The 24,904-nt window shown below is 48.1% G+C and carries 20 protein-coding genes and 1 pseudogene; 7 read left to right on the forward strand and 14 right to left on the reverse strand.

The features are described 5' to 3' along the window. Positions 1-69: 69 nt before the first annotated feature. From DUW71_RS17705 to DUW71_RS17710, 5 genes and pseudogenes are all read right to left on the reverse strand, one after another. On the reverse strand, positions 70-3,981 hold the full coding sequence (locus DUW71_RS17705) for a thrombospondin type 3 repeat-containing protein (RefSeq protein WP_199671184.1): 3,912 nt from the start codon (positions 3,979-3,981) through the stop codon (positions 70-72). A 62-nt stretch (positions 3,982-4,043) separates the two neighbouring features. Continuing rightward, positions 4,044-6,770: a M16 family metallopeptidase gene (locus tag DUW71_RS08185; protein WP_119394762.1), complete on the reverse strand. Its 2,727-nt coding sequence runs from the start codon at positions 6,768-6,770 to the stop codon at positions 4,044-4,046. 124 nt (positions 6,771-6,894) lie between these two features. Continuing rightward, positions 6,895-7,233 (reverse strand): hypothetical protein, encoded by a 339-nt coding sequence (locus DUW71_RS08190; protein ID WP_119394763.1) that lies wholly within the window; start codon positions 7,231-7,233, stop codon positions 6,895-6,897. A gap of 108 nt (positions 7,234-7,341) precedes the next feature. Further along, positions 7,342-8,286 carry a 30S ribosomal protein S6--L-glutamate ligase gene (gene rimK / locus DUW71_RS08195; RefSeq protein WP_233546079.1) on the reverse strand — a complete coding sequence of 315 codons (945 nt, stop codon included), beginning with the start codon at positions 8,284-8,286 and terminating at the stop codon, positions 7,342-7,344. Between the two features lie 45 nt (positions 8,287-8,331). Continuing rightward, positions 8,332-8,733 (reverse strand): annotated as a pseudogene (locus DUW71_RS17710) (ATP-dependent zinc protease family protein); the annotation flags it as partial. Positions 8,734-8,953: 220 nt separating this feature from the next. Between DUW71_RS17710 and DUW71_RS08200 the strand changes: the two are divergent. Continuing rightward, the gene (locus DUW71_RS08200) at positions 8,954-10,948 is read left to right on the forward strand and encodes a methyl-accepting chemotaxis protein (RefSeq protein WP_158583933.1); all 1,995 of its coding nucleotides are present in this window, start codon (positions 8,954-8,956) and stop codon (positions 10,946-10,948) included. Here the strand turns inward: DUW71_RS08200 and DUW71_RS08205 are convergent. The 3 genes from DUW71_RS08205 to DUW71_RS08215 form a co-directional block, all read right to left on the reverse strand. Further along, positions 10,941-11,486 carry a PadR family transcriptional regulator gene (locus tag DUW71_RS08205; protein ID WP_119394766.1) on the reverse strand — a complete coding sequence of 182 codons (546 nt, stop codon included), beginning with the start codon at positions 11,484-11,486 and terminating at the stop codon, positions 10,941-10,943. The two genes, DUW71_RS08200 and DUW71_RS08205, sit on opposite strands and share 8 nt — an antisense overlap. Before the next feature lie 8 nt (positions 11,487-11,494). Next, the gene (locus tag DUW71_RS08210) at positions 11,495-12,646 is read right to left on the reverse strand and encodes an alpha/beta hydrolase (protein ID WP_119394767.1); all 1,152 of its coding nucleotides are present in this window, start codon (positions 12,644-12,646) and stop codon (positions 11,495-11,497) included. Positions 12,647-12,740: 94 nt separating this feature from the next. Then, positions 12,741-13,334 (reverse strand): NADPH-dependent FMN reductase, encoded by a 594-nt coding sequence (locus DUW71_RS08215; RefSeq protein WP_119394768.1) that lies wholly within the window; start codon positions 13,332-13,334, stop codon positions 12,741-12,743. Between the two features lie 134 nt (positions 13,335-13,468). Here DUW71_RS08215 and DUW71_RS08220 point away from each other — a divergent pair, with 134 nt between their 5' ends. Further along, entirely contained in the window at positions 13,469-15,568 is a 2,100-nt protein-coding gene (locus DUW71_RS08220) for a glycosyl hydrolase family 18 protein (protein WP_119394769.1), read from the forward strand. A 187-nt stretch (positions 15,569-15,755) separates the two neighbouring features. Beyond that, on the forward strand, positions 15,756-17,084 hold the full coding sequence (locus DUW71_RS08225) for a polysaccharide deacetylase family protein (protein ID WP_119394770.1): 1,329 nt from the start codon (positions 15,756-15,758) through the stop codon (positions 17,082-17,084). Between the two features lie 61 nt (positions 17,085-17,145). Here DUW71_RS08225 and DUW71_RS08230 read toward each other — a convergent pair whose 3' ends face one another. The 3 genes from DUW71_RS08230 to DUW71_RS08240 all read right to left on the reverse strand — a co-directional run bounded on the left by DUW71_RS08230 (position 17,146) and on the right by DUW71_RS08240 (position 18,988). Continuing rightward, complete coding sequence (locus DUW71_RS08230) at positions 17,146-17,598, reverse strand: hypothetical protein (RefSeq protein WP_158583934.1); 453 nt, start codon at positions 17,596-17,598, stop codon at positions 17,146-17,148. A gap of 226 nt (positions 17,599-17,824) precedes the next feature. Next, entirely contained in the window at positions 17,825-18,523 is a 699-nt protein-coding gene (locus DUW71_RS08235; RefSeq protein WP_158583935.1) for a ferredoxin reductase domain-containing protein, read from the reverse strand. Between the two features lie 30 nt (positions 18,524-18,553). Then, complete coding sequence (locus DUW71_RS08240) at positions 18,554-18,988, reverse strand: GNAT family N-acetyltransferase (protein WP_119394773.1); 435 nt, start codon at positions 18,986-18,988, stop codon at positions 18,554-18,556. Positions 18,989-19,097: 109 nt separating this feature from the next. Here DUW71_RS08240 and DUW71_RS08245 point away from each other — a divergent pair, with 109 nt between their 5' ends. Genes DUW71_RS08245 through DUW71_RS08255 form a run of 3 tightly spaced genes read left to right on the forward strand, consistent with a single transcriptional unit; the run spans position 19,098 to position 21,429 of the window. Next, the gene (locus tag DUW71_RS08245; protein WP_119394774.1) at positions 19,098-19,904 is read left to right on the forward strand and encodes an ABC transporter permease; all 807 of its coding nucleotides are present in this window, start codon (positions 19,098-19,100) and stop codon (positions 19,902-19,904) included. A gap of 8 nt (positions 19,905-19,912) precedes the next feature. Continuing rightward, on the forward strand, positions 19,913-20,392 hold the full coding sequence (locus DUW71_RS08250; RefSeq protein ID WP_158583936.1) for an ATP-binding cassette domain-containing protein: 480 nt from the start codon (positions 19,913-19,915) through the stop codon (positions 20,390-20,392). Positions 20,393-20,403: 11 nt separating this feature from the next. After that, the gene (locus DUW71_RS08255; RefSeq protein ID WP_158583937.1) at positions 20,404-21,429 is read left to right on the forward strand and encodes an ArsR/SmtB family transcription factor; all 1,026 of its coding nucleotides are present in this window, start codon (positions 20,404-20,406) and stop codon (positions 21,427-21,429) included. Here the strand turns inward: DUW71_RS08255 and DUW71_RS08260 are convergent. The 3 genes from DUW71_RS08260 to DUW71_RS08270 form a co-directional block, all read right to left on the reverse strand. Continuing rightward, positions 21,415-21,846 carry a GNAT family N-acetyltransferase gene (locus DUW71_RS08260; protein WP_119394777.1) on the reverse strand — a complete coding sequence of 144 codons (432 nt, stop codon included), beginning with the start codon at positions 21,844-21,846 and terminating at the stop codon, positions 21,415-21,417. The genes DUW71_RS08255 and DUW71_RS08260 overlap by 15 nt on opposite strands. A 23-nt stretch (positions 21,847-21,869) precedes the next feature. Continuing rightward, positions 21,870-22,868 (reverse strand): L-threonylcarbamoyladenylate synthase, encoded by a 999-nt coding sequence (locus tag DUW71_RS08265; RefSeq protein WP_199671185.1) that lies wholly within the window; start codon positions 22,866-22,868, stop codon positions 21,870-21,872. Positions 22,869-22,965: 97 nt separating this feature from the next. Further along, positions 22,966-23,637, reverse strand: coding sequence for a sulfotransferase family protein (locus tag DUW71_RS08270; RefSeq protein ID WP_119394778.1), 672 nt, complete (start codon positions 23,635-23,637; stop codon positions 22,966-22,968). Between the two features lie 154 nt (positions 23,638-23,791). Here DUW71_RS08270 and DUW71_RS08275 point away from each other — a divergent pair, with 154 nt between their 5' ends. Further along, positions 23,792-24,886 carry a DUF3592 domain-containing protein gene (locus DUW71_RS08275; RefSeq protein ID WP_119394779.1) on the forward strand — a complete coding sequence of 365 codons (1,095 nt, stop codon included), beginning with the start codon at positions 23,792-23,794 and terminating at the stop codon, positions 24,884-24,886. Positions 24,887-24,904: the final 18 nt, after the last annotated feature.

Here is a 24,904-nt window from a genome sequence, read left to right on the forward strand (position 1 = left end):
ACGGATAGGCTAGCGAATGAACTTTGCCAGCAAATGACAAAGCTGCCACGTGGGCAGCTTTGCTTTTAGTTAGTGCAGGTTCTTACGGCGGCGTGTGGCAAACAGCAGAGGCAGTAGTAGCCATAATCCATAGCCCAACGCACCGGCTTTTTCGTTTTTGATCACGGTGCCTTGGCCAGTGCGGCTGTTGTCGCTTCCAGGATTGCCCGGTGTGCTTGGGTCTTCGATGTGGCTAAAGCTTATGAACTCTATATTGCGCAGTTGCGCCATATCTTGCCCTTCAGAGAGTGAGCCATCTTTTTGATAAATAAAGGATATCTCGTGGAAACCTGTCTCTATTCGCACTTGATGCGAGAGCCAATACGTATTGCCGTCGCATACGGCTACTCGATCAAAGTCGACCCAAACTTCCAGGTAGTCGGCGCCGGTTTCGGCATCAACTCGACAGTCAAAGGTCAACACGCCGTCGGCGAAGTAGTCAAGCTGCGTAAATAAGCTGATCTCGTTATCTTGAATGTCTGCCGATTGGAATACGGTGCCACCATCGTAGCCAGCAACAAACCATGGGTATTCGTTGCTGTGGCTCCATAAGTCATCAGCCGATGGCTGCCAATAGTGAATCAGATCAAGTTGGCGATTGGGGACAAATGGGTCGGTGCCAAAAATTAGCAATTCGTCCTTGTTACTCACGCCATCGCCATCACTATCTATGTTGGCATCATTTGGGTTATAGGGGTCGAGGCCGTATGACTCTTCTGCCCAGTTTTCTATGCCGTCGCCATCAATATCCATATCGCATACGTCACCATAACCGTCGCCATCCATATCTGCTTGGGTTGGGTTGGCGATATCAGAGCAGTTATCAAACTCATCTGCGATGCCGTCGCTGTCATAATCGGGTAGGCGCAGCTCAATACGCCGAATTTGAATAACGGTGTCTTCTGCTGCTTGCGCGGTGTTGTAGATCAGCAAATGATTCAGCCCATCGTTGACATTGAGTTTGAGTTCCTGCCATTGATTGTTGTTGCTCACTTGATTAACGGTAATGCTGTCGTTTTGGCGAATATGAAGCTGATACAGTGATGCAGGTGCCTTGGTGTCGAAGACAATCATGCCTGCCTTGAGCCAGGTGTATACATGCAGCCTAACAGTGCTACCCGCCGCCACCGGTACTTGCAGCGCACCATCGCTCACCGTCAGCAACTCGCCTCGTGAGGTGAAAATCCAAACTGGCACGTTGTCGTTTGCAAAATCGGCTAACACTCCGCTACTTTTTTCTGGAAACGATTGGGCATTGGTAGGGTCAAAACCTAAACGTACCTCCACTACATTAGGCACGCTATCTTGGTCAAAATCCAAGTTGGCATCGCTGGCATTGAACGGATCAAAACCGAATAAGGTTTCTTCGTCATTGGTCATGCGGTCATTGTCAGCATCTGGGTCACAGGCATCGCCGATTTCATCGCTGTCGTAATCAAGCTGATCAGGGTTGGCGACCGCTCGGCAGTTGTCGACGTCATCTTTGATGTTGTCGCCATCTTGATCGATGCGCACATCAAGTAGGGGCTCGCTGCTGTGGCGAATGAGATCCAAATAAACGGGCGCTTCCGACGACGTTAGCTGAATTTTATGAACGCCTGCTTGTGGTATTTCAACCTGCCAATAGTTCCAGCCTTGCTGGTCGTAGGAGGTCTCAGACGCGATAAAGGTGCCGTTTCGACGAACGCCTAAAGGAAAACCAGGGCTGTAGGTGTAAAAACTGATATAGCCCTGAGCAAAATAACCATGCAGGGTAAAACTATGAACTTCACCCTTGCTCATCAGTGACTGCTCACCACTCACCGCTGCTTGCTTGCTCAGTTGCGTGTTGACGCCAATGGCCGGATTGTAGGTCGGCTCGGCTTCAAAATCGATGCTGAAATCAGACTTTAATGCTGGTGTGTCGTTGGCATCGGCGGGATTGCTGTGGTGGATAAACTCCAACAGGTTATTAAAGCCATCGCTATCGAGGTCGGTGAGGAAGTCACTGGTCTTTTGTGGGTCGAGGCCATTGTTGGTTTCATAATCATTTGGCATGCCATCGCCGTCGATATCCGGATCACAGGCATCCCCTATTTCATCAAAGTCGATATCGCGCTGATTCGCATTGGCTTGCGCAATACAGTTATCGACCAGATCAGGCACCCCATCGTTGTCTTGATCACTCAATAAATCAACGTATTGGTGGTTAATGCCCTGATCATCTAGGTAGGTAACCAGTATGCCTTGGCGGAAGGTCTGCAAGCTAATTGGCTGACTAGGCAGAATAATGCTTTTGGTCACGTAAAAATCAGGCGCTCGTCGATATACCATCTGATTCTCGCGAACGGTGACCAAGTCGTTGCCTTGCCAGGCGCCCAGATCAAAGCCTGAACCAAATGCTTTGCTTGCTTCGCCGCTGGCGGCGTCGAGCACGTAGCCGGAGTTGATCAACAGCTGGCTGCCACTTGGTGAGGCTTGAATAAGGCTGGCAAACTCGTAGTCGGCATTAGGGCTAGTGCTAGGCGTGTGAGACAACTTGCCATCCAGCACGGTACCGTTTTGCACGATATTCTGTTGCTCGGTTTTAGTAAACGGTAGCCAATAAACTCTGTCATTGGTTGTTGTTAGGTTGCTAAAGATCGATTTATTGCTTAGGTAGTAGGTTTCACCTATTGGGTTAAACACGTAAAAATGGTTTTTCGTAGCTGCCACCAAATCGTCGCCAACTAGGGCTAGCGAATGCACTGGCGTGCGGCCAAAGTTGCCATCAATTGGCGTTGGAATCGACGCCGATGGGTCAACAGGCATTTGCATTGGCTTTTGGCTGTAGCGCTCGTACTGCAGGCTAGCAAGATCCAGCGTGCCGATATGCCCATCATACTGCGCGAAAAACAGTCGATTATTGGGCGCATCTATGGTCATTGCAGAGGCGCGCGCCGGCAAGGTTAACCAGTTTGTCACCGCATAAGACGTCGCATCTTGTATGAGTAGGCGGTTAGCAGTGCGGTCATAGATAAAAATTTGATTGAGAGTTTCAGACAGCGCAAACAGGTCTGCTTTGGTATGAGTTAACGCATCTTGTTTGCTCAGCTTAACTTCGCTAGCTAGCCGCTCAAAGCGACCACCCGGGTAAACAAGAATTAGATCACCATCATCGGCAAAGGCTGCGATGACTTCTGAATAATCACCTTCGCGTACAGCTTCAGGGCTAAAGTAAGGGCTTACCCACTCAATACGGTCGTTGAATACTAGGGCGCTGCCTTGTGTAAATTGCACCGCGAACTGCCAACGGTTCAGCACGGCGGGGTAATACGAAGTGTGGTTAGACGCCGCATCGATGATAGAGCCTGAACTGCTAATAATCGATCCATTATGAGGCGCAAGCACCAGCTTATCGGCATAGGCACTTAACTTCGTTGCACTCACTTCTGCCGTACCAAGGTTGGTTGCTATGGTATAGAGGCTGCCATGATATGAGATAAACAACTTATCTTGCGCTGCCACCACATCGATGAGCGAAGGCAGCAATACGTCCGTTACCCGAAAACTTTTAACGGCTTGCTCTGGGTTGTTGGCATACTCAAAGATGGTTGGTTTGCCGCCACTTGAGGTTACCAACCAAGCGTGCTCAGCGGTTGCAGTGATACCAAGCACTTGCACGCCTAGCCATTGTGGACTGGTGAAATTGGCCAGCACGGTTGGTTGCCAGGTTGCACGGTTATAAGCAATTAGTGCGGTACTCGACACCACAAACACTTGGTTTTGTGTTGCTGCCACCTGGCGAATATTGGGTACATCTATTCTGTCAAGCTGGTTATCGGCTTTGTTGTAATGCAACAACTGCTGATTTTTGTCATCCGCTATAAAAGTATTGGTATCGGTTTCAAAAAAGCCAGCGGCTTTAAGCGAAATACTCAACACTAAACCTAGTAAGGCAAACAATGGCATCCTTATGCTCATGACCCATCCTTTAAAATGATAAACACTGAAGTCTACCTATATGCGTTATACTTTTTCGTGACTTAAGGCTGATAAGTCACTTGATACGCATCGCCGGTATAAAAGTCCGTAATAAACTGCCTAACTGCGCTGTAGTCTACCTGGTTGGCTAACTCTCGGTTTTTACGCAATGACATAGGGTCAATCCCAATAGAGTGGGCGTACTCTAATTCGCCTAATAAGCCACCTAGGGTTGCATAAAACTCAGCGTAATTGGTGGTGACACGTCTTTTTGCTTGTTTCACCTGCTTCTCGGTAAGTCCACCGTCGACTAAGCGTGAAATGGTGGCATTTACCAACTCAATGACTTCTTCCGTATTGCCCACATCTGTTTGCCAGTCGATGGTGCTGAACACTTCGTTGTAAAATGGAGTTGTGGCGTAGTTATCTGAGCCAATGTAATAAACTAGGCTGTGCTGCTCCCTGACTACCTCAATTAACGCTTGATCGAGCACTTCAATAGCAATACTAGCTACAACTGGATCGTAGCCTTTGGCACTGCGGCGAATTAATTGTGTATAAGCGCCATCCTCACGAGAGCCATCCATATAATCAGCCTTCCCTAATGGCAGTGGCGATTGCATGGCGTTCGTTGAGGCAAAGTTAATTGTTGGCAGGCCAGCAATATAGTGCTCTAACACCCGCTGCACTTCGTCAAGCTCTACATCGCCTACTATCATCCATCGATTGTTAGGGTTTTGAAATAGCGTCGCTGCCTGCATCAATGAAGTCATAGTAACTAGTGACAGGTCTGGCCATGCATGATTGTTTTGGCCCCACATGATTTCGCGTAATTGACGGTCATAAATGCCTTCAGCGGTATTGCCGTAATTAATGCCATAGTCTTGATAGGCCGCTAAATCATCGCCAACTCGGTCATTGTTTTTAAAGGGCTGGTAGAGCGCATCGACAAACAACTGAGCGACCGTATCCAGCTCTTCAACGGGTAGCTCTGCCCAAATATAGCCATCGTAGGCATCAATGCTGCCCTCCCAAGCTATTTGCCGTCTTGCTAGTTCTTGGCTTAGCTGAATTGGCTGTAATCCTAAATGTGGCTGGTAGGCGACTAGGTCGGCAAACACCGTAGCAGCGGGAATGTCGGCGTCATCGAGCAATAAATAACCTTGATCCAAGTAGAGCTGCAGCTGAACACGGTCGGTTTCGATGTCTGACTGCACAAGCCAAGCTGTTTGCCCATTCGACAGGGAAAACTCGTAGCCATTATTAATATCCAGCGTGCGAGTGAGTTCAGCAGTACCTGGGTATTGCTTAGGCCAAACGATTTGATTAGCAATGCTTTCTTTCGCAGCCGTCGGTTGCTGGCGAGCCTGTGTTACCCAGCGTGCAACGGTATCCGAGGTAATGTTTTGTCCAACGCCGGTTGGGTGAGTAAGGGCATATCCACCAGTGTCATTGCTGAAGTAGGTATTGATGATATCAATACTGTCTTGCGTGGTGACTGATACGCTGGCGAGCACCTCTGCCGTGGCAGCGACCGACGGTGCCCAGCTGAGTTCCCCGCGCGCCGCTTCCAACAAGGTTTCGATATAATAATTCGACGGCGCATTCTGCATCGTATTGCGATGGTCTGCGATGCTTGCCATTAAACTCACTTTGGCTTCATCTATGGCTGCTTGGTTAACGCCTTCACGCATCAATCGTTGGCGTTCGCGCTCCAATAACACGCCCCCTTCTTGTTCCCGGCCTTCCCGCAAATTGACTGCTAAACCAACGATTAGGCTGTCGGCGAAATAATCAAAAGCGTAAAGCTCAAATGCGGTCACCGGTGAGTTCGGTTGCGTGGCAATATCAGCAAGGTATTGATTGACCGCATGCTGCACCACGAGCTGCTTAAAGTCATTTTGTATTTTGTCTAATACGCTCTGCTCTTCGGGATGAATAACGCGCAAGTACTCAAGTGTTTGAATGGCGATATTGTTATCGGTGAACTTAAACCAAGGCCGGTTTTGTGTAGCCAAATCATCCGCTGCTTGTGCCGCTTCTAACAGGGAGTTATCTGCGAAGTCGCCAAATTCTTGATTAATTCTGTGCAGGGCAAACTCGGCATCAACTGGGCCCGCCACAACAATCGACATTCGATCTGGTTGATAATGTGTGCGCCAAAAGTTTGTTAAGCTTTCAGCCGTAGCTTGCTCAATCGACTCCGGCGTGCCAATAGGCATACGTTGCTGCCAAGTGCTATTGGCCAAAAGCGTATTGGTGACTTGTTGCTGTACACTGCTTTGATTAGCGTTAACGGCTCGCCACTCTTCTAGAATCACCCCTTTTTCTTTTTCAACTTCTTGTTGGTCAAAAGTTAAGCGCCAGGCCCAGTCGGCTAAAACGGTATAGGCCTCATCAATTAAGCCTGGTTGCTCGACTGGAATTGACAGTTGATACACTGTCTCATTAAAGGTGGTGTAAGCATTAATATCGCCACCGAACTGCATGCCCGCTTGCTCAAAAAAACGCACCAAATCATTGCCAGGATAGTTTTCACTGCCATTAAAAGCCATGTGCTCAACAAAGTGGGCATAACCCAGTTGGTCGTCTTGCTCATCTAACGAACCGGCTTGCACGTGCAGGCGCATCTCTACCGTTGGGCGGGCATCTGTTTTTTCCAGTGGCAGAATGTAATAGTGCAAGCCGTTCTCTAACTGACCAATTTCCACACGATCATCAGCAATGTCTTCAATGGTGAAGGCGTTGGCACAAAAAGGAAGTAGCAAACAGGCGGCAAACATGCGCATAAAAGGCTCCTTGGCAAAAGTAGGTAGGCAACTTAGATCCTGCTAAGTTCAGCCATTGTACGATGTTCTACCTAATCTGCGCAGTAATTGTTTGCCAGCACCCGTGTATGATTAGCTAAGTAGTTTACTGGTGCACGTCGTTATGATGGTCGACCGGATGGTGTTTCTGATAATAGTCGTGCAACACGGCATAGAGCTTCAATCCTGATGCCATCAGCGGTAGGCCAATAATGGGCGGTAAGCTCATGCCAAAGGCTTGCAAAGATGTCATATTTGCTAACTCTGTGGCCAGAAACCAGAAGCTAATCATTAACGCAGCATAGAACGTGATGTCAGCAACGAATCGAATAGAAACTTGGCTGCTAATCAACCAACTCACCGCCGACCCCATAGCAACAAGTAGCGCTAGAATCAGCAAGGTTTCAATATTGAGTAGGGATAATAGGGCGTCGATAAAAACCATAGTGCACCTCCGCAGGTTCGCTTAGACACTATGGTTTAGCTTAAGGATAGCCACCAACTAAAACGACAAATTGGTACAGATTTCATCTTGGTGGCGTATTTTTGACGCTTATTCTTCGGCCGCTACAGCGAGATCGCGCTTCCACTTTAGTTTCTTTTCGATCGAAGCGATGATCATGCCAGCGATGTCCTTCCCTGTTGCGGTTTCTATGCCTTCTAAGCCAGGAGACGAGTTCACTTCAAGTAGCAGCGGGCCATTTTTTGAGCGAATAATGTCAACACCAGCAACTTGTAAGCCTAGTGCCTTGGCCGCTTTCACCGACAAGGCGCGCTCTTCGGGCGTGATTTTTACAATTTGGGCGCTGCCACCTTGGTGTAAATTTGCTCTAAACTCACCTGGTGCTGCGGTACGCTCAATTGCTGCCACAACTTTGCCATCAATCACAAAACAGCGCAGGTCTTTGCCATTTGCCTCTTTAATAAACTGCTGCACCAGCAAGTTCGCCTTCAGTGATTTAAAAGCGTTAATTACCGACTCAGCCGCTTTGCGGGTCTCGGCCAACACCACGCCTCGACCTTGTGTGCCTTCTAGCAATTTCACGATGAGTGGCGCGCCGCCCACCATGTCGATCAAATCATTAGTATCCATCGGCGAGTTAGCAAAACCCGTCGTTGGAATTTGTATGCCGTGCTTGAGCATCAGTTGAAGCGAAAAAAGCTTGTCGCGCGACTGAGTGATCGCATGTGAGGCGTTAGTGGTGTAAATCCCCATGCTTTCAAACTGGCGCGCTAAGGCTGTGCCATAGAAAGTCAGACTTGGGCGGATGCGAGTAATCACTGCATCTAAGTCGTTTAATAAGTGGCCACCACGGTAATGGGCTTCCGGCTCTTCTGCATCAAGCTTCATGTAAGTCTGTCGTATATTTAAAAACGACATGTCGTGGCCGCGTTCTTCACCGGCTTCCAGCAAGCGTTGATTACTGTATAGGTCTTCGTTGCTGGCTAACAGTCCAATCTTTAAGCCTGATTTTTTCTCTTCAAAACGGCCATAAATTTCATCGATGCGGGCGCGATCTACATCACCTTGGGTAAGCCTAATTTCCGGGTCGACGATTAGGCGACCATTCATAGCTTCGCGACCTAACAACATGCGAAAGCCCATGGAGTCTCGGTTTGCAAGCGTTAACTCAATGTCCCAAATCTCCTCACCAATGCGGATTGGCGAGCGCACAACATAGCGGGTTTCGCCAACCCCTGATGAGCTTTTAACAACGCGCTTGTCTACTACTGGGCGTTCGCAGCGAATCACAATGCGACGATTATTTTGTATTGGGTGCACTTCAAAGCTTACCCAAGACTCACCATGGCGCCGAAACGGCTGAATGTTAAATGCATGGATTGACGAGGTTTTAGCCCCTGAATCAACGCGTGCTTTAATAGCAGGAACGCCAAGCTCTGGGAATGCGCACCATTCCTCGCTGCCAATGATGATTTTGTTCATGATTCTTTTCCTGAAATAAGTACAAGAGCCAAAATTAAGCTCGTACCGTCACCCTAGAATGGACAACTTGATAGTGCAAACGGGAAGGCGGTTTGCAGGGCTGCAATATAACGTATTTTCTGCTCAGGTCGAACTTTTTAACAATACCAAAATCATGGCCGTCGACTATGCTCTAAATCTAGAGCAATTATATTTTGCGAAGACGTGTCGGGGTTGCCACATGCTTAAACGCTTCACTTTAGTTCAGCGCATTATCGCTGGCTACACATTGCTAATTGCTATATTTGCTTTTGTTGGCTTGAGCGCTCGCCAATCATTGTCTGATGTGGCGGCCAATACCCAAAGTGCCTATCAAAATGTGGTGCCTTTGGTGTCGTTGTCTAGATATTTACCAGTGCAGTTTTATGGTGTGATGGACGAAGTCACTCGCATTGTATTCATAGAAACCGAGGTAACAGAAGACGATAAGCAGAAAGCAGCCGAGGCAGCCGGCGCGGTTCAGCAGCATTTCAACGAACTTGCCTCCCAGGCAGAGTTAGTTGGCAATCAATTTAACCAAGACATTGATGCGATTGGCTCGATTGTTGAAACGGTGGATACCGCCGTGATGAACTTGGTCAATTTGGCGGAACAAGTCAAACGCGCCGACGCTGATCGTAATGTTTATTTGGATTCGTTCATTAATGAATGGAACCGCTCTTTAGACTTAGTTGAAACATTGCAAAACACTGATGATCGGGCGCTCGCCAGATTTTACCGGCGTTTTTCTGGCACCATAGAACCCACAATGACCATTGTTGAAGAGTTATTTGAAACAACAGATATTGACGCAGCCCAAGAAAAAGTGGGCACTCTGCGAGACATTCGGGCGGCAGTAGATCCAATCATTGAGCAAGTCGAAGCCCGACAAGGGACTACGCGGCCGATGATTGAAGCGCGCCAGAAGTTAGATTCATTGCTTGATGAGCAGGCAAGCTTGTCGCGCTTTCACATTGAATGGGTGGTCACCAACAAGCAACTTCTTGGTGCCATAGGAATTTGGCAGGAAAGCGTCGATCAGTCTCGTGCCTTGGTCGACCAAATGATTGAGCGTGTCGCTCAGTTTGCAGCGGTCCAGCAACAAGACTCTAGCACAACCAGAGACCGAGCAAATACCAGCCTTACCATTGGCATGCTGGTTAGCTTGTTGGCCGCTATTGCCATCGGTTTTAGCGTTTATCTTTCTATTTCAGGCCCTTTAAAAACTCTAGTGACTGCACTAACCAAAGTATCCAACGGTGACCTGCGTGATCAACTACCTGCTTCGGGGCGTGATGAGCTGTCGCAAATTTCCAAAATGGTCAATGTACTGATAAACAAGTTGGCAGCGGTGATCACTGAACTGGATGGCTCTGCAACCCAGTTGGTTGATTCGGCTAAGGATACCACCAAGCGCTCAAACCAGGCGATGCAGCAAGCACAGGAGCAAAGTAGTCAGTCGCAGTCCATCGCGACAGCGATTAATGAGTTGGAGTCCTCAGTCGCTGATGTGGCGGGCTCGATCGAAGAAGTAAAAGACGACTTTGTGGCCATTAAAGTGTCTACTTCTGAAGGTGCCAAACTGGTCAGCACGGTAGAAAATACTGTAGCTGAACTGCGCAACAAAATTGAGCAAACTCGCGCGGTAGTCGATCAACTCGCCGAGAACAGTAGTGAAGTGACTAAGGTGCTCGATGTGATAGAAAGCATCGCTGAACAAACTAACTTACTGGCGCTTAATGCAGCGATTGAAGCCGCCCGCGCTGGCGAAGCGGGCAGGGGCTTTGCCGTCGTAGCAGATGAAGTAAGGTCACTCGCTGACCAAACACGCGTTTCGGCAGCGAGCATTCAAAAAATGGTACAAGAGTTTGCCCAAGTCAGTGGCAATGCCGCGGCCTCCATGGGTAATGCAACCGACTCTGTCACCAGCACAATTGAGTTATCAACTCAGCTGGCTGAATCAATTAATACCATTGATGCCTCTATGATGAGCGTGCAAGATAAAACGTTGCAAATCGCAGCCGCAGCAGAAGAGCAAACCCTGGTTGCAGCGGAAATAAGTCAAAATGTCGTTCGCGTGGCCGAGCTTTCAGACGCCAGCCTCGCCATTGCTGTCAACAATGAAAAATCGGCGGCTAACGCCGCGCGCCTAGCCAACGAGCAACTTGCCCAGTTGAAGTGGTTCAAGATTAGTTAGTCAAACCTGAGGCTTGGTATTGTTGAAGTAAGTCCTGGTACCATTGTTTGCTGAACTTGATGATATCCAAGCCATAACGGATGGTTGCCAGTTGGAAAAAGGCAACTTTTTGCAAGTGATCGGGTATTTGTGTGAGGTCTTGGGCATCCAACATGGCTTGCAAACCATTGATCCACTCGTCGGCTTCATCTATGTATAACTGAATGTGATTGCTGACATCGCCTTCAATTTGGCCGAAATAGAATAGCCGGAGCATGCTTTCGTCTTTGGTTTTAAAAATGGCCACGGGTTCACTAATCCAGTCTTGGAAAGCTTTTGCGCCAGCTGGGGTGCGCCGATAAACTTTTTTTACCCGTTTGCCATTGGCCTCTTCATGCACCTCAACATAGCCAAGTTTCGCTAGTTTCTGCAGCGCAGGGTGAATGGAGCCAATACTGGTGTTGTAGAACATCGCAGTGGATTGTTCCATGGTCTTTTTGAGGTCATAGAGGCTGTAATCGCCAAAGGCGAGCAGCCCCAAAATGATTTTATCTTGCATGCACAGGCTTAGTGTTGTGTCAGTTGCGTGCCACTAAGCTTGCTTATTTCTCCTTGGTTGCGCAAGTGTTGATTAAAAAAGTCCAGCAGTACTTGATTTAGATTGTCTTGCATCAGCTCAGTATCTACTGATCCTAGTACACCAAATCGGCGCAAAATGGGCAGTTGGTTTAAATCACTAAAGTTCATATGCTGGGCGCCCTGAAACACTACCTCACAACCATTTAGTGCCTGAGCTAATGGTTGATTGATGTAGGAAAAATCCGACCCGTGTTTGTCACCGTGCCCCTCATTTCCGTATGCAAAGCAGTAGGCGCCGGCATCTGTTGTGTTGACTGATTTAGCAAACACAGGTCCATCTAAGTTAAAAGAGGCGTCAACCAGCGCTGAGTTCATATTCATATAGGTGGCCACTGCACCACCAAATGAATGGCCAAAGTAACCCAAGTGTTCTAGGTTCAGATGTGCTTGGACTAACAACTCGGTGTCGCCCGCGACAAGTTGGTTGAGCACCAACTCATTGTTCGCGACCCATTGATCAAACTCGGCTAATACAGCAGCGAAGCTGTTTTGTTCTACTTGCGCCATTGTTACGAGCCATTGGTTAAGTTTATCTGCTTGGCGCAAAGCATCAAAGTCTTGCGCAAGTTGATTAAGTGCTAGGTCCATATCAATGGGTCCACTACTTGCCACAGGCGTTTGTTGCACAGCTTGCTCGCCGTTTTTGCTCAATAAACTGTAACCCGGGTGATTAAGGGTTAGAACGACGTAACCCTGACTAGCGAGCTCGATGAAGTTGGCTTGGTTTTGGCGAGCAAAACTTGAGTGTCCATGATTAAAAATCAACACCGGAAAACGCCCCAGTGCAGGTGGTGCTTCAATAAACACATCTAGTAGCCGATTATCTCGCATCAAAAATGCAGGCATGCCATAGGCGTTTGCCATCACACCCGCCAAATCATCGGGTGTTGCGACTAACCGTGTGTCAGATTCGGCTTGCGCTGGGTAGTAGGCTTGCACATCTACCCAGTGGTCATCGTTGCCAATAGGTGTTCTTTGATAGCCAACTAGGTCACTGCCACTTGGTTGTGGCAAGGGTGGTGATGTGGCGCAGCCCGATATCACTAAAACAATGGTGATGATGATTGCAAACTGTTGCATGTTTTCTCCAATCAAAAGTATCTACTAGATACAATTTATATATATCTAGTAGATATGCAAGTTGTTTGGAGAAAAATTGTTCAGGCCTAGCGGACTACATGCCGGTCGGTTTCCACTCTTTGTCGTTGTAAGCGCTTTGTACTGCCTGCAGCGCCTCGGCATAGTGGCGCAACATGAGTAAGGAGTCTTGCAAGCGTTGATGAGCAAGCTCATCAGGCTTTCCTTCGGCTGCAACCTGGTTAAAGGTTTCTTCGGCGTAACGAACGATTAAGTGCTCTGGAATTGGCACGATCCGGTTGTTTTTAAAGGCATGGCCGCGCAGCTCTGCAATGGGGTAGGCGCCATTTAGTCCAGCAGAAACGGTCACTAACAAAGCCGGCTTATTGGCGGCAAGGCCGTTGGGAATCGCCATTAGGAAGTTTTTTAGCATTGGGCTGGCCATGCCGTTCCACTCTGGGGTAGCAAGCACAAATGCATCGGCGGCTTTTATTTGCTCAACGAGTGCTAGCCATGATTCATTCATCGCAAATTCGGCGGCGTTGCCCGAGAAGAACGGTAGGTTAAGTGCCTGCAGATCGACATGTTCGCCAGCAAAATCATGCTTGGCCGCTTCATTGTGAATAAACTGAGCCACTTTAGCCGTTTGTGACGAGGTACGTGGACTGCTGCTTATGGTCAATAGGTTCATGGTGTCTCCCTTTCTGGATTTGGTCTAATCTTTACGCGTTTCGCTCAGGATGTGATCTAAAACACGCCTATTTCTCCTAGCCTAGACTAATTTGGCAACGATACCGGTTACATGAAAATAACAAAGGGATCCGAATGCGGTATTTCACTACATGCCTCATGCTTTGCTGCTTAAGTACGGCAAGCGTGGCATCCATCATTGGCTATTTCCCCAATTGGTCTGCTTACCGCGATGAAACAACCCTACTAGACGTTGATGCGCGTGAGTTGGATGTATTGGTCTATAACTCAGCAGTACTGCAGGCTAATGGCACGATTGTAGCGAGCGATCCCTTTGCAGACTTGAGCATTGAGCAGGTTACAAGCGGTCAGCAACTAATTCGCGGAAACTTCAATGCCGTTAGAGCGCTGCAAGCAGATTACCCTGAACTGAAGATTGTGTTATCAATTGGTGGGTGGAATGGCTCGCGATATATCTCTAGTGTGTTAGCCAGCCCCGAATCACAGGCTAGATTGATTCAAAGCTGGTTAACGTTAAAAGAAAAATATGGTTTTGCCGGCTTAGAGTTAGACTGGCAATACCCGCTCGATGGCGGTGACGCAGAAAACACTAACCACCCCAACGATCTTGTGAACTTGCAAGTGTTTGCCTCGGCTTACAAAGCTGCTTGTGAATCTTGTACGTTAATGCTCACTCTCGGTGCGGGCTCGCATGTCCGAGAGCGTTGGCCATTTGATTCGTTGCGCCACAACGTAGATTATTTTGTTCTACATGCTAGTTCGTTTAACGGCAGTTGGAGTGGCCATACTGGCCATATCGCGCCACTATTTGCTAACCCTAATAGACCAACTTTATCTATTGACCGCGCAGTAAAACAGTTAACTGACAGTGGCCTGCCAAGGCGGCAATTAGTTCTGCAGTTCACAACTGTTGGTGCGATATGGCAGGGGGTCAATCAACTTAATAATGGTCTGTATCAACCAGCGAGCTCGCAGAAGGTGTTTGGAACCTGGGACAATGAGTTTACTGGCCCAACAGGTAACATCGCCTATCGAGAAATAATTGAGCAGCAAGACGACTGGCAATACTTCTGGGATGAAGCCGCCCAAGTTAGCTACCTATACTCTCCACAAACTGAACAGTTCATTAGTTACGAGAGCAAAGCCTCTCTGGCAGAAAAACTAGCCTATGTTAGCCGAAACAACCTTGCTGGTGTTGGATTTTGGGACATTGAAGGCGATAGTGAGGATGGTTTGATAGCATTCGCTTTTCGCTATTGGCGACCTTGGCAGGGCTTGGCTTGGCGTATGGGCGACCATATTGCCTTTTATGGCGTTTACTACCTGTCGGCGCTACTCATTTTGCTCACTGGTTTACTGTCTCGCTATTATTGGCGTCGCTATCAAACGTTGCGTGTGGAACTAATTTTTCACCAGCAGTGGCATATTTGGCTGCAGCAAGTCCCACAGCAAATGTCCTCGCTAGCATATTTTGTTACGCATGCCAGACCTGAAGTCATTGCCCTTCCTGCTCCGCTGGTTGAACATCCTGCGCGTATCGCTCAGCAACTGGAACCACTAGTAGATGATCCATGGCAGAGATTAACCAAACTATCTGATGAACTTGTTGCACCGTGGCAAGCCGACGAGCTTACCCAGCAATTGCTGCAGTTCTTGGCTGGCGACCAGCGCTTTGGCGAAGTGGCCTGCCAAGAAACAAAAGCAATCGCTAGCCTTACCGATCAAGAGCTTTCTCTGGATATTGGTGATCAGCTAAGTATCGTTGTTCGCTGCAAAGGTGTGGTAGATGATGAAGTTCGCCGCTACTTGCAACAGTTGCAATGCATGGTTCGTGTCGCCCGTGTTAACGCCCAGAGAATACTGGCACAACCACAATTGTTGAGTGAACTGAGCAAAATTGCCTGTCGGCGTGAAAAAATCCGCTATATCAAAGCTGAGAATGGCTACAGCGGTATATATGCCGATGATTTAAAACGGCCTGAGTTTATTACCACGCGCCTGCGCTACTTAGTGATTCACTTTCCTAGTTTGTTTATCTCTCCTCATCGAAGCTTCTTAGTGGTAGCAAGCCGAGTAGATGGCGTGATGAAGCAAGGTGTTAAGTACTCTCTTTTGGTAGGCAACGATCAAATTCCAATCGCGCGCAGCCAGTTAGCAGAGTTGCGCCAAAAGTACCCGCACTGGTTTGCCAATACAACAGAGCAAATAGCATAGGAAGTGAGTGCATTTCATGAATTTCTGTTGCGATATATTTAATCTGTATCGCCCATCCTAGAGCCGTTAAGCGATTGCTTTTCGTGCATTTCGTGAAGCGCTCGGTGTGCGCAGTAGATTCGCTGGTTTGTTGATCGCTACAGTGAAGTGGCTGTACCAATAAAAACAAACATTACAGGCACAACATATGAAACATCTCAAAAAGCTATCGCCACTGTTTATCGCCGTGGCACTATCTAGCACAGCGGCAGCCACTATGAATATCTCCGCCAGTGAACTGCCGCCAGGTGGCGTCTCGGTGGAGCAGGCGCCACAGTTTATTGCCATTGCATTCGACGATAATGAATCGCCAGCTGGGCAACAGTGGGTGCTGGACTTATTTGCTTCGGTAACTAACCCGCAAGGTACCGGTAACCTAGATAACTACGATGGTCAAATGCCACACACAACGTTTTTCAACAGCTGTCAGTACATTAAAAGCAGTTTCTGGAATGCTGGTAATGTGAAGAACACATGGCGTGCTGCGTTTGAGCAAGGTCACGAAGTTGCCAACCACACTACTGATCATTTATGGGGTGGCGCTTGGATGGATGTAGCGACGTGGACATCGCAAATTCAAGACTGCAACGATCAATTAGCAAAACCATACAATCCAGATGCAAACCCTTGGTCGGCATCCGATGATGATGGCATCGGGGTTGCTGGGGTAGGGTTTCGAACACCTTACTTAGACTACAACCCAGCCTTGTATAGCGCCTTAACCAACATGGGCATGCGTTACGACGCCACCATTGCCGAAGGCTGGCACTGGACTGAAGATGGCACCAACTACAACTGGCCCTACACGTTAGATAATGGTAGCCCTGGCGCTAAGCTACGAGCAGAGTGGGGTTTAAACGAAGACATTGGAGAGCATCCAGGGCTTTGGCAAGTACCTGTGTATGCCATGATTGTTCCCAATGATGAGCAAGCGCTCGCTTATGGAATTAGCCATTCGATTCGTGAAAAAATTGCCACAGCCATTCCTTGGTTCGATGTATCGGTGGGCAAATTTGAGTCAGCGGACTACAACCTGTTCTATCAAGCCGGCTTAACCGGTGCCGAAGTATTGGCAATTATGAAGCACACGCTAGATCTGCGCCTTGCAGGTAACCGTGCCCCCTTCACGTTCCTAGCGCATAGTGCCTATTACGATGCTGGTATTGATAGCTGGAATCCGGTTGCTACGTCGTTTGAAGAACGCAGAGCGGTGCTAGCAGAGTTCATTGAATATGCGCTAACGCATGACGCGGTGCGCTTGGTTAGCCATAACGAACTATTGGATTGGATGGAATCTCCACAGGCGCTCGATGCAGAACATTGTTACCGACCTGCTTGGCAAACGAACAAGGCTTATACCGTTGGCGATCAAATGATCCATGCTGGCGCTTTATATGAGGCCACTTACTGGAGTTTCAATACGCCGCCTACTGACGACAAATGGGGCCCTTGGTTCAAAGTGATGGACTGTCAATAAGTATACCTGCAGAGAGGCACAGACCAAGGAAGACTTTGCCGCCATGGACTGGCGGCCTTTTTTAACCAGCAACTGCAAGGCTGTCGCTGGTAAAGGTGCGAAATCCAACAGCTGCGCGAATTAAATTCAGTGATGCCAACGAATGTTCTTCTAGGGTTTTTAGGCTATCCATACGAATACCTTGATACTCCATTGCCATATATAGCGGCATGGCATGGCTGCCAGTTAGCAGAGAAAAGTCGTTCATAATGCAATGGTACCCTTGCCAGCACTCGATTTTGCGAGTGGTTTCAGTAACATCAAGATCGCTATCTTCACTATGCAACAAAGCAAAAGCTCGCAAGCGGCTAATTTGCTGTTGGGCATCGTAAAAAAGCACCTGCTTGCCGCTGCAATAGCGCTCAAAAAGGTCTACAACTAGGCTGCCATCTTTAGTGCTTACTTGGCTGATAGGTTTGCCTTTACCATCAACAATGCCAATCTGATAGCTGTTACCAAAATTGAGTGTGACCACTCGGCAGTCCTGCGGCTGAAAAAATAAGTTTTGATATTTAGCTGTAATCGACATGGGTTCGCAACCGGTTCCAAATTGAACCTAATTTGTATTGCAGCTATCTTTCATTGTGTTGGATGTGCGACGAGCGTAGCAAATTGTCGAGGCAGTGGCAGGAATGTGAATGTTAACTGGTTAAAAAACGAACGAGTGACAAAAATTTAACGGGTGCAAGCACCCGCTTCTGTTACCTTGGAGCGTAGGCAAATACATCAGAGAACATGGCGCCCTCCGGTAAACCGGCTGCCGTTAACACGTCCAAGGCGTGGTATACCATTGCTGGAGAGCCACAGGCAATGGCTTGGCAGTGGCTCAAATCTGGATGGTCGGCAATGATTAAGCGGTCTAGGCTGCCCTGCAAACCATTCCAGTCTAAATGCGCTGAAATTAAAGCGGTAAAACGAATATTGTCATGCGCTTTCGCCCATTGCTCAGGCTGCTTCATCATATAAAGAGCATCAGACATTCTACCAGTCCAATATATATGCACTTCACGCGGGTCGTTTGCAGCGATTAACGCTTCAGTGATGGCTTTGACTTGTGAGTAACCAGTGCCTGATGCCAACAGAATGATTTTGCTGTCTTGTTTATTTAGTCGCTCAACATGTGTGTCACCATGGCCAACATTCACTTCTAGCTGCCCGGTGCGTTTCAGCTGCTCAACAAACTCCATACCGCCGCTGTTAGGAAAGGCTTGGATATGTAGCTCTATTTGGTTCGAGTTAGGGGCACTGGCAATGGTGAAATAGCTGCTTTTTCCATTGTCCAACTTGGCCTCTAGGTATTGGCCGGCAATGTACTGTGCTGGTTCGGACAGCTCGAGGTGAACCTGATAAACCTCATCGGGTAAATAATTCATCGAGGTCATTTTGGCGACTAGAGACAAAGGGTGCTCCTTAATAGTTGACTCTTTTGGTCAGTTATTCGATTTGTGCAATTCTACCAGTTCTAAGCCTTCAACTTCAAAGCGCTTGCTTAGTGTAAAGCCGTGCTTTTGATAAAGCAGCAGTGCAGGCGTGTTGGCAGCGCCGGTCATTACCAGCCAATAGGCTTGCCGAGGCAGTACGTGCGAAAGCAGTTGGCTGGCTAATCCTTGGCGAAAATAGTTGGGATGCACTACCAAGCTAGTGATTTGGTTGCCATCACACGATATCCCAGCCTGTAGCTGATTGGCGCCAAAAATTCCCCAATGCCGATCTGGTTCCTTTATGAAATCGCTGAGAGCTTGCGTCATTGGCGGTAAATATTCAACACCCAAGAGTTTTGCTTCCACGGCGTAGGCTTGCAGGCGTAATTGGTAAAGCTGGGGTAACTGCTCAACCGAAAGTTTGGTAACACGAGTTGCCATCATTTAGGTCACTCTTGAACTTTTGCCAAATACTATCTTAACAATAATAGATTGACAGTTAGATGATTATCTAATTAACTAAGTAAAATAAAAATTCAAAAAGGAGAAACTCATGACAATTATCTGGGCGACGTTCGTGCGCCAATCTTTGGAAATAAGAGCAGCGTTTCCGTGGCATTTTTTTATCGGCCGCTCATTAAGTGGTGTTTATGCTGCGTTGTTCGCTTATTTCATTTTGCAATTTGGCTTCGCTGGGGAGGTGACTGAAGACTTCCGCGCGGCAGTGGGCAGCAGTGATTTTTACACCTCTGCCATTTTAGGCGCGGCACTCAATGTGATGGCGGTATCCTGCCTAATGAACGTTGGACGAACGCTAATGAACGAACTGCGAGAGGGCACTTTACCTGCACTGATGCTCGCTCCAGGCCATTTGCCGGCTTATTTCTTTGCCAGTTGGATGCAGCAATGGCTGCGCTGCTTATTGGAGGTAGCACCAACTCTGCTGGTCGGCGCTCTGCTCGGTGCTTCATTGTTGCAGGTGTCGGAGATCGATTATGTCTTATTGTGCTTGGTGGCGATGACTTCGTTATTTTGCATGGGTGTGCTGCTTGCTTGGGTGATGATTTGGGCTCGCGATACTTATCTGACACAAAACACACTCTTCGCTGTGCTGGTACTGGTTTGTGGGGTGATGTGCCCGCGCGAGCTACTACCCGAACCAATGCAGTGGCTCGCCCAGTTTATTCCGTTTAGCCACTTGCTCGACCTATTTCGCAATACTGTGATGCACCAACAAAGCTGGCTGGCGCAGCTTGATGTGTTGGCTTGGCTCACTGGTACGTCTATCAGTTATTTATTGGCTGCCCTATTAGCCTTTCGCTTACTGGCACGCCAATTAAACGAACGCACATTCGCTTAGGAGAGATGATGCTTACTGCAACGAACTTAGCTAAAACCTATCAAACCAAGCAGTCGAACGGCTTTTGGCGTAAATCAAGCCGCCAACAGGTGGCAGCGGTTAAGGATATTAGCCTTACGTTAACACCGGGAAAAATTACCGGCCTGCTTGGTATTAATGGGGCTGGCAAAACCACCACCATCAAAATGCTTAGTGGCTTAATTCAGCCAGATGCAGGCAGCATCAGTATCGACGGTGTTGATGGCATTAAGCATTACCAGCAGTTAAAACGGCGCATCAACATGGTGACCGGCGGCGAGCGCAACCTATACTGGCGCTTAACCGCACAGCAAAATCTTGAATACTTTGGCGCACTATATGGTCTTACGGGTAAAGCGTGTCGACAACGTGTGCAGCAGTTATTAGCCGAAGTTGAGCAGAGCAGCATGTGCGCCAGCGAGGTAGCTATCATATGTACTAGCGAATTTGCTAACATGACTTCTTTTTAGTGAATGATGTTATGGCCATTGATTTTGATGCAACGCCACGCCAGCAGAGCCGCTGCGAGCACCATCCTCTGCTTGAATATATTTGGGCTGGGCACTTTGTGCTCGATCGTATGCATCATTCTGCGCGCCCAGCTTGGGTGGAGCAAGTATGGCAAGCGGCCTCGGGCGAAGTTGCTGGCGCACTTCGCCTGTGCCAGCAGGCAAACTTTCCGCTAATTAATCTGCTGGGCTTGTTGCAAAAGCAGTTACCCAAACTGCCTAGTTTTGATGCTTACATCGCTTGGCTAGAGGCGATGGACGATGCTGAATTTCGCCTAGAGTACTTTGATGGCGAAGTGACTGCACAACAGCTTGATACACTCATGAGTGCCCCGCAGCGTTTAACTGAGTTTTTAACCGCGGTGAACTGGGCGGAAAGTGGTAGCGAGCCCTACATGCAGCAGCTTATTTTTGAGCCGGGTCGCATTAAAGCTGCGCAGCTTCTGGTGCTCAAGCATGTGATGCCTTTTGCCGAGCAAGTGTTGGCGCAGGAGCAAGACAAGATTGCCGACGCCATAAGCTTTGTAGAACAGCAGCTAAAACATAACGCGCCGATGGCGCTAGCCCAGCAAATTAAGGGCAGCCATTACCGGGATGAGCAGTTTGATCATTTCCTTTTTTGCCCCTGCTTGTTTGCCGACACACATAATGTGTTTTTGTTGTCTAAGCACTCGTTTGCCGTGCTGTATAACTGTGAGCAGAGCGCTTTTCACGTGGACAGCCAGGCCGAGCCTTTAGCGGAGGCATTTAAGGTCATTGCCGATCCAAAACGGTTAGAAATTTTGCGAATGGTAAAAAAACGGCCAACGTTTGCCAAAGTATTGGCCGCTCGTTTGGGCTTAACCACTGCCACCATGTCGCGCCACCTTGAGCTGCTACGCAATGCCGACCTCATTCGCGAGCAGAAAATTGATCGCGTAAAGTATATTCATTTGAACGAGGAGCGCTTTCGCCGCTTACAAGGTCAGCTGAATAAACACGTATTAGGCGATGGTTAAGTAGATATCTGGCCGATGAATTTGCATCAGTTTTTCTGGCTGATTGATGGGTACAAAACCGTACTTCGCATAGAGTGAGTGGGCATCGGCAGTGGCCAGCATAATGCGGCGCATCCCCTCAACTTCTGGCTGCGCTAAAATGTGCGCCACCAGATACTTACTAATGCCTTGCCCGCGACTGGCTGGGTCAACGAACACATCGGCAAGATAGGCAAACGTGGCGTGGTCGGTGACCAAACGAGCAAAAGCCAGTGTTTCGTTGGCTTCGTTGAGCACCGCAAAGCACCAAGAGTGCTGCATGGCCGTGTGCAGCGTTTGCTCAGGTACGCCTTTCGCCCAGTATGATTGGCTTAAAAAGCCATATATGCGCTCGAAGTCCATTTCTTCCAGCACGCTAGTGATTCGCAGATGGTCCATGTGTTTCCCTTTTAAACGTCTATTTACAACAACTTGCTTTGAGCGCGTGATAGGCGGTCGTTGACGGCCCGCCAGGCTTCATCGGTTGGTGGCGCTTCTAATATAATTTGACTCATATGGTCTTGATCAGCTTTATGCAACGTTAGGTATAACTCGCGGCCAAACCCTTGCGCATCATTGTCGAGCACGCGAATGCGTTTAGCGTCAAAGCTCATTTCCAAACAATGGTCTTTTGCTGTTTGCGACCAAATCACTAGTTCACATGATTGCCCCTCCAATACCTCGAGCTGGCGCAATAACTCGCTTGTGCTTAATACTATAAGCGGTGTGGCAGGTTGGTAATGGGCTTTTACATTCCCCGGCACCACTTCCACGTGCTCTTCAGGTAGCTCAACTGGGCAGCCTAATACCGCTTCGATTTGCTGGCGACTAATGGGGCCAGCGCGCAGAATACGCGGCGTATCGGAAACTAAATCGATAATGGTCGACTCTAGGCCAAAATCACAATGGCCACCGTCTAGTATGGCTGCAATGCGGCCATGTAAACCATAATCTACCTGCTCCGCAATGGTTGGGCTCAGTTTTTTATATGGGTTTGCCGAAGGGGCGGCAAGGCCGGTATCAATGCTGCGCAATACTTCTAAAAACAGCGGGTGGGCTGGCACTCGCAAGGCAATCGTATCAAGGCCACCGGTCACTTCATTTGGAACTTCTGGCTTCTTTTCGACTAACACAGTCAGCGGCCCAGGCCAAAAGGCCTCACTGAGCTGGTCGAGTTGTGCGGGTATGTGGCGAGCCCAGCGTGCCACGTGACTCACATGTGGAATGTGCACAATCAGAGGGTGATTGGCTGGGCGACCTTTGGCAGCGAATATTTTGTTGACTGCACTAGGTTGCATGGCATCTGCAGCTAGGCCATAAACGGTCTCGCTTGGCAGTGCGACACACTCGCCTTGCTGCAAAAGTTTAACCGCCTGCTGGATACCTTGATCACCAGAAAGCAAAAGTGTTTGGTAGGTCATAGAGCCTGCTTAACCATAAAATTATGGCAATTATAACGCATGGCAAAGCTGGCTCACAGATAATGCTAACAAGTTAGCCGTGTTGGTGCGCCATTGATTAACTTGTTAAAAACTGGGTTCTTAGTTTTTCGTGGAACGACTCTTTGGCATTGCTGCGCGGGAATTCGATGTTTGGCACGGGCACACTCAAACCATCACACAGAGGCTGCCAGCCATCTTGTACTTTAAAGCTGATCAAACGCTCACTTGGTACCGTTGCTTTAACATGGGCCACATGGTTGCGATACACCTCTTTTACGAACTCAGCATCCTCTACGCGACCATCAAACAGGTGATCTTTCACCAAAGCCTTGTGCATCATGCCCACTTGGATTTGATTGCGCGATTTCTTTGAGTAAGTCGCTTTCAACGTCATCAACAGCATCTCAGCCAAGCTTGGCTTAATGGTTAGGATCGTTTTAAAAGCACTTTCGTACCAGCTGTCTGCATCGCGTTCTGTGAGCACAACTTTTGCCTCTGGAAAAGCTTGCATCAGTTGCTCAAAGAAAATACAGCCAGGGAAGTCGACGATCGATTGATAGTCTGCCAGCATGGTGTGCCAATCGACGGTTTCACCGGCTAGCGCCTTGCGCCAGTTTTGCGCGTGCCCTTGGTGTTTGTATACATCTACCATGTGATAGCAATCACCGTAGCCAAGATGCTCTAACGCTGTTTTTACCGAGAGTGTGCCAGTGCGGCCAAAGCCTGCACCAATTACCTTTAAAGTCATATTTAATCCTAAATATTAACAAAATATGAAAGTTTCTTAGATATCCCTGAACATATGTAGAGTAATTATTTGATCACAACTAGGTCAATAGCTGCTTTTTTCGGGGTACTATAAGCTGTACATTACCTAGGGAATATGAAAATTGGTGTCATAAATGACTTCAAACAAGTTCGGAGCACTGGTATTTGGCGGGCTATTACTAACTTTAGGGGTAGTAATTATTGCAACAACTGTAATTGCGCCTGTTTATATTTCATGGTCGATGCGAGGCTGGCAGCAGGTGCCCGCAACCCTTGTGGATGCGCGAGTGGCATCGCGAGATGTGATTCATGATGACCAAAAAGACAGCCCAATGTACTACGCTGTTGTTGAATACCAATATGAGTATCAAGGACGTGTCTATTTTGGTGATCGACTAGACTTAAATTTATTAGAAATAGTTAACGCCGAACGCGCAAACCACATAGTTCAAGCAGTTTTCTCAGCTTCGGAAAATGGGTTAAGTGTTTATGTAAATCCAAATAATCCATCGCAAGCGATATATCACAAACAGCCCTATTGGCGTTTGTTAATATCGATGGGTTGTTTTGGTTTGCTGTTCATTTTGGCAGGCATTGGGATTGTGTTATTGGGGTTTAATAAACCACTCAACAATAGAGAGACGTTATTGTCACAACCGAAAATGCAGTCTCACCTTGCTATTTTTGCTGCCTTAACGCTGCTATCGGTATATGGCATGTTCGCAGCGTATTGGCTCTTTGCTGGGTTGTGGCAAACAGTCATTGCGCTATTGTTGTTTGCTGCACCCTTGTTCATGTCGCGCTACGCATGGCGCTTTAGTTCGTCAGTGAAGCGTTATGAGCAGGTTGACCTCAAGCTTCATAAGGCAGTTGAGCTGGGTGGTCGCATTTGTGCAACAGTTACCATTCCAGAGCCATTCGGAATCGAAGATAGCTATCAAGCTACTCTACGGTGTTTGCAGCATCATCGAGCTGAAAGTCAAAAAAATCCTATGCTGTTGGAGCGCTGGATGACGGCGACTAATGTTAGCGCTCAGGCCATTGATGGCTCAACTCAGCTATCAATTGATATCGCTATACCGCATGACCGTCATGTCACCAAGTACAATGAACAAAACAGCTTCTTTTGGTTATTGCGAGTCCGCAACACACGATCGGGTATTGGCTTTGATCGAGAGTATGAAGTTGTTGTTGAGGGTGAAGAGATTTTGCAAACACTGGCTTCATAGTCAGGCGAAACCTCCAAC

The organism is Salinibius halmophilus, from assembly GCF_003577475.1.
Taxonomy (GTDB): Bacteria; Pseudomonadota; Gammaproteobacteria; order Pseudomonadales; family Natronospirillaceae; genus Salinibius; species Salinibius halmophilus.